The 1,067-nt window shown below is 51.5% G+C and carries 1 protein-coding gene; it reads right to left on the bottom strand.

Features of this window, described 5'->3' with window-relative positions; genetic code table 11:
- The coding region (locus R8N28_RS26800) for a tandem-95 repeat protein (RefSeq protein WP_318183867.1) at positions 1-1,067 on the bottom strand (1,067 nt) is incomplete at both ends.

The following is a 1,067-nucleotide window of genomic DNA, read 5'->3' as shown; positions in this document are numbered from 1 at the left end:
GTTGGAGTGAACGTAGCAATCCCATTGACGATCGCCACTTGAATGTTGCTATTACCAGAAACGCTAAACGTTAACTCACCATCGGCGTTATCCACATCACTGAAGGCCGTATTCAGATCGATGCTGTATGGCGTAAAGTCTTCCGCCAAGGTTTGATCTGCAATGTTGCTTTCAACCACAGGCGTGTCGTTCACCGCATTCACGGTGACGTTGACCGTCGCTTGGTCAGTCAGCGAACCATCGGTGATGGTGTAAGTGATTTCGGCATCACCATGGAAGTTCTCGGCCGGTGTGAACACCAGTTTGCCATCAACAATCTCAACTGTCCCTTGGTCACTCGGCACAGACGCCGAGTCAATACGTAATGTATCACCATCGATGTCAGTATCGTTTGGCAGGACATCAATCGTCACTGGCGTGTCTTCGTCAGTAATGGCCGTGTCATCGTTTGCCACTGGCGCATCGTTGACTGGTGTGACATCGACGTTCACCGTGGTGGACTCTGATACCCCACCCGACGTAACGATGTAGGTGAAGCTGTCTGTACCGTGGTAGTTGTCATTCGGCGTGTAGGTCACGCTGCCATCCGGGTTGACCGAGACCGTGCCGTTAGCTGGTCCATTGTTGGTATCCAGCGACACCACGTTGTCGTCGCCTTCGAACGTGTCGTTACCTAAGACCTTGATGATGGTTGGCGTGTCTTCCACAACCGTCGCTTTATCTGCCACGATGTCCGCCACAGGCGCAACTGTGAAGTTCACCGTTTGGCTAACGCTTTCACCGCTTGGATCGGTAGCAGTAAAGGTCAATGCTTCTGAGCCGTTCCAGTCCGCGGTTGGAGTGAACGTAGCAATGCCATTTTCTATTGAGACATTGACATTACTGTTGCCTGAGACGCTAAACGTTAACTCACCATCCACGTTATCCACATCGCTGAAAGCAGTATTTAGATCGATGCTGTATGGCGTGAAATCTTCCGCCAAGGTTTGGTCTGCAATGTTGCTTTCAACCACAGGCGTGTCGTTCACCGCATTCACGGTGACGTTGACCGTCGCTTGGTCAGTCAG

The organism is Vibrio sp. Vb1554, from assembly GCF_033344235.1.
The sequence above is the reverse complement of the archived record's forward strand: the minus strand, read 5'-3'. Positions and strand labels throughout refer to the sequence as shown.